The organism is Psychroserpens damuponensis (genome assembly GCF_000826655.1).
Taxonomy (GTDB): Bacteria; Bacteroidota; Bacteroidia; order Flavobacteriales; family Flavobacteriaceae; genus Psychroserpens; species Psychroserpens damuponensis.
On sequence record NZ_JXJO01000079.1, the window covers coordinates 1 to 5,011 of the forward strand.

General features: G+C 35.3%; 4 protein-coding genes. All 4 read right to left on the bottom strand.

What is annotated here, in order from left to right; genetic code table 11:
- Positions 1–188: 188 nt before the first annotated feature.
- On the bottom strand, positions 189–725 hold the full coding sequence (locus tag TD29_RS17555) for a hypothetical protein (RefSeq protein ID WP_152611558.1): 537 nt from the start codon (positions 723–725) through the stop codon (positions 189–191).
- Positions 726–738: 13 nt separating this feature from the next.
- Positions 739–3,762: a T9SS type A sorting domain-containing protein gene (locus TD29_RS17560; protein ID WP_084203535.1), complete on the bottom strand. Its 3,024-nt coding sequence runs from the start codon at positions 3,760–3,762 to the stop codon at positions 739–741.
- Between the two features lie 240 nt (positions 3,763–4,002).
- Complete coding sequence (locus tag TD29_RS17565; protein WP_040282871.1) at positions 4,003–4,386, bottom strand: hypothetical protein; 384 nt, start codon at positions 4,384–4,386, stop codon at positions 4,003–4,005.
- Between the two features lie 207 nt (positions 4,387–4,593).
- Positions 4,594–5,011, bottom strand: a 418-nt coding sequence (locus TD29_RS17570; RefSeq protein WP_040282872.1) for an integrase core domain-containing protein, incomplete at its 5' end; no start/stop codon positions are given.

Consider the following 5,011-nt stretch of genomic DNA (forward strand, 5'->3'; position numbering starts at 1 on the left):
TTAATTTTTAGTCAACCTAATTTAGGAAAGTTCAGCTCTAGCATTAAAGCTAACGTGTTTGGTATAAGCATAGTAAGGGATTTGTAAGCTATTAGTTTCGGTTTTGTAATAGCGTTTGTAAATACAAAACTAACTATAGTTTTATCCTTTAACCCTTATTATGCTTATACGTTGTTGGCAAACGTTACTTATAGCGGTAAAGTTTCCAAGTTGATGTTAAACTCTCCTTCAATAGGCGTTATAATTCCAGGGTCTGTTGTATCATACATATCACAGGAAAACGTGCCCACAATAATTCCTCTATCACTATCGTATTCAGTAATCTCAAAACTTCCTGTGTTACCAATACTCAAATCTGTGTAACTTAATGTAACGCCATTTTCTAAGAAAATAGAATTACTGAAATAAGGGTTAGTTATATCACTTAAATTAGCAGTTGCAATGGGATATGTTCCTGTTCCAGTTACATCAAGAATCCATAGGGTTAAATCCAAATCCACAGGGCTTCTAACGGTGATTTGCCAATCATTAATATCATCTGTATTTCGATTTACATTAAGTGTAAAATCCCCAACGCCACCACTAGAAAGCTGTTCAGGCTCTATGGTTTGACCTCTAAATGTTGCTGTAAATGTGTTTTCATTGTTTTGAGTGTTGTTATTGTCATCGTCGTTATTGCAACTGCCTAACAACAAGGCCATAAGGCAAATAATTAATGGTTTCATAATTCTGTTTTTTTTAATGTTGAACACTTATTGTTTTTGTAAGCACTTTGCCATCGTGCCAAATCTTTAAAATATAAATTCCGTTTCTAAGGCTTGAAGTATTTATGCTTTTGTGATTGCTATCTAAGTTGCCAGTATATACAGGTTGGCTGAACATATCGTAAATTTCTATACGTTTTGGACTTCCGTTAAAGTCTTGTTTGGTCTGTATGTCCAGATTTTGGTTGGCAGGTACTGGGTAAGCTGAATATCGTGAACTAAAACCGCCACCATTATCATCAGGTTCAGGTATTTTAAACCAATAGGTCAATGGATAGTCAATGCCACAATTGGTACGAGCATTTAAACGGAATACAATTGTTGCATTGTGTTTATTACCGAGATAGCTGAAATTTAGATTGCCTCCAGATACCTCATTCCAACTAAATACTGCATTTTGGCTGTCGGATACCAATTCCCAACCCAGTTTTTGCCAAGATGTTGGTAAGTTTTGTTGAGCAAAAACACCATAAGGGATTTGCAAATTGCCATTAGAGCTTGGGATTAATAAGTTTGTACCATTGTTTAATGGTTCTGAAATACTTGTGCCATTAGCCGAAATATAATAGTTACTGTTTGCGGGGAAATCAAAGTAGTTGCCCAAGAATACGGTTTTAGTAATATCGGCTTGGTTTGGAATATGTGCTGTAACATCCATATAGCCATTGGCATTTACAGACGATACAAATTCAAACTGCGTGTTATCTTCTTGTATAACCGAAATCATATTTGGTTCAGTTACAGACCAAGTAACACCTTGTTTTATTTGACATTCTTCAAAATAAAAGCGGATGGAATTACCAAGGTTACTACACGAAAAAGTACTTTGCTGTTTTAAATCGCTATCCTGAACCGTAAAGTCAGGGACTTGAGGATTGCCCAAAATTTCTTGACGAATAAAATTAGAAGCACCAACTGATAAAAATAAATGAGGTTCATTAACCTCTGGTGCAAAATAACTGTCAAAAGGCGTGTTGTTAGCACAACTTAAATCACGGTTACTAATATTTTCATATAGATAAGGGTCGCCAATGTAGTCTATGGCACTTTTGGTAGGTAAAAAGCTAAAAGCATCCGAAGAAAGGTTTTGTTTCATTCCAGCAACAATAGCATCAAACCCAAAAGAAGTGAATTGGGTAATACGCTCGTCCAAGTCATCAACACTTGCAATACCGCCAGGTGCATTTTCATAACTTCCTAAACTGGCATATGAATTAGTGTGTCGCTCTCGTTTCCAAACTGTGAAAATTAGAAATTTCAATCGCCAATAAAAGGTACGTGCGCGACTGTCTTGGTTGGTTAAATGCAAACGCAACTTGCCATTGAGCAACACCCAAAATAAGTACATTTTGCCCTCGTAGTATTTTTGATTGATAGCATTTGTACCCAGACCGTCCAATCGTCCATTGGTAACCGCAATGTTTCGGGCTTGTTGTGGGTAGCCCATAGCATTGAGGTCATTATAAAAACGGTCGTGAAAGCCTTGAAAACCATCAGGAAATTCGGTATTGCTCCCAAAATGGTGTATTAACATCTGTTTTGGTGCTGGCAAGAATAAATCATCAGTTAAGCTGCTTAATTCCTCATCTGCCCAACTTGGTACAAGGTCGTCAATAAAATCTATAGTGTATTGTGCACCAGTAGGCACTACAGCACCTTGTTGCGGTGCATCTACAGATACATATAAGTCAGTATCGTGTGCCATACCGTTAAGTTCCATATAACGTAATGCATAACGTGCCACTAAACCGCCCATACTAAAGCCTACGATTTTTATAGGTTCGGCAGTATCACTTTTATTGGCATTTATTCGATTAATAAGTTCAATAAGCACCATAGCATTGCGCTCTATATAATCACTACCGTCACGAATGAGTTTACCGTCACTTGCAGTATAATTCTGAAAATCTAATGTGAAAATATCTTGTCCTGTACCTAATAATTGATTACCTAAATTAGTTAGATTAAATTGGTCGTAAATATTACCGTTACTAAAACTATCACTTGGGTCATAGCCTTCAACAACGATAACAGGTTTGTCAATACAAGTGGTATTGCTATGATTTTGGTAACGTCCCCAACCTTGATAAGGTTGACTTTCGTCATACCCTTGAAAGCTCAAATCAGATTCAAATGTATCACTTGTTGGCATAAAACAAGAGGAAGTTGAAGAAGCAGTGGTTTGTGGTTGTAAAACACCAATTGTTGGTGCAACTACAACTTCCAACCTTGCTTTCACCTCGTGAGTTGTATTGTCTGAAAATGTGACTTTAAATTTAAGTTCTTTATCGCCACCGTTTGGATAGTTAACACTTATGGTTTGCCCTTGTGTTACGGTTCTAAATCCTTGACCGTCTGCAAAGTCTATTTGTAGTGTGCTTATGGTATGTTGGGCTGTTTCTTTCCAAAAACTGGAATTTATATTAAATGATACGCGTTTGTCTGTTACCTTTTGTTTCAGAGGTGAAGCAGCCAAACAGTTTTTCAAATCCTTATAGAGTGGTTGTGTACTTGCTGTGTTTTTATAAAGTAAGCTATCAACACCTACAACATTCAAGGTACCTAAAGCGATTGGGTCGCCATTAAAGGTTGTGATGTCAGCATTTATAACCCCAATATTTACGGTATTACCACTATTTTGGTTAAGTTGAAATAAAGTTTCTGTATTGGTGTATCTGTTTTGAAAGTCTGCACGTTCCAAGTCATCGTGTGCCATAAAAAAGTGCATATAACTACTTGGCTGCGGAATTATTGTAAGTATTGGTTTAGGCTTTATGGGTTGAAGACCACCAATTCCAATAGTAGTTATAGGTTTAGCATAACGTTCAAGATTTGCTTTTTTGTAAATTCGGTCATAGAAAATACCTGTACTTGCGGTATTGATGTCAACGTGCTGTAATTTGTACTCAATCTTGTCTTGGATAGAGTCCAATAAGTGTTGTGCCATCCCGAAAAAGGGAAGAAGTAAAAGTGCTAAAAGTGCATAATGTTTTTTCATTTTTCTTTGGTTAAAGATAAGGCATACTTTCAGATTTTTTAAGGTCGCTCTTTCTGCTTTTCCGACCGTCGGTTTTGTCACGGATTTTCATCCGTAATGTTTGCCAACGTGTTTGTGTATGATTTCGTTGCGTATTTAAGCACTAAAGTTAGCAAATAAATCACAGATAGAAAGTCCGCCAGGACTTTCGTAAGTAGGCGAGTACTAGCAATGAATTATACACGGTGTTGTAAAACGTTTTTATTTTTCATCTTCTAATTTTTCCAATTCAGATATTTTAAATCTCAATCCTTTCAATAATTTGATATCGATTTTTTTCGTGGCTATAGTTGAGTAATCTATATCAAACTTTAAAATTAATTCTTCATCAACAATTGAGTAAGTTCCTTTTCCTCGTCCATCTCCCCAATATCCAATAGTTCCACACATTCCATTGGGTTTATTTTCTTTTTTAATAGTATATGGTGAATAGCCTTTATATGCATTATATTCAAATTGATAATCGTTCTTGATAGTTATATATTTTAACTTGTCAGAGCTTATATATCTTCCTTGTTCTAATTTTTCTTGGGAAAAAACTGAACAGGAAAGCAATAAGGTTCCTAAAAAGAGTATTAATTTCATTTTTATTCGATTTTAATCAAATATAATTTCATTTCCTCTATTTTTTTAGATAAAATGATTGAACTACACTTTTTCCGAAGTGAACTGTCATTCTGAGTTATGTATTATACTGAAATAGGTTGACTCTTTTTGGTTATTATTTCGATGTTCAAAAGATTTTTTTTAGCCGTTTAGAAGGCAAAAAAACAGTTTGAACTAGGTCTGTTCTTAAATCGTAAGTTCAGGTAAATTTACATTATTTTTTCGATAGGATTTGTATTTGATGTTTGGATTTAAATGTACTTCAGCCGGTTTTCTTAGATCCAGGCTAAAATGCGTTCTTAGATTGTTATAAATATATACTGCTTGCTCAGTCATTTTTTGAGCCAGATCTGTGTTTTTAATGGTCTGTTTTAACCCGTATTCATATTTTAGAGTTCTATTAATTCGTTCAGCTACAGGGTTTTCATAAGGGTCGTATTGCTCGGTCATACTCATTGTGATGTTATTGCTTTCAGCAAATTCTGTGTATTTAGGATTACAGTATTGAAAACCTCTATCCGAATGATGAATGAGTTTTTGTTCAGGATATTTTCTGTTTTTAATAGCCATAGCGAGGGCATCAGTACAAAGTGATGTTCTCATA

Coding starts and splice junctions, on each gene's coding strand:
- TD29_RS17565 (WP_040282871.1), bottom strand. CDS start 4,386: ATGAAATTAATACTCTTTTTAGGAACCTTATTGCTTTCCTGTTCAGTT.
- TD29_RS17560 (WP_084203535.1), bottom strand. CDS start 3,762: ATGAAAAAACATTATGCACTTTTAGCACTTTTACTTCTTCCCTTTTTC.
- TD29_RS17555 (WP_152611558.1), bottom strand. CDS start 725: ATGAAACCATTAATTATTTGCCTTATGGCCTTGTTGTTAGGCAGTTGC.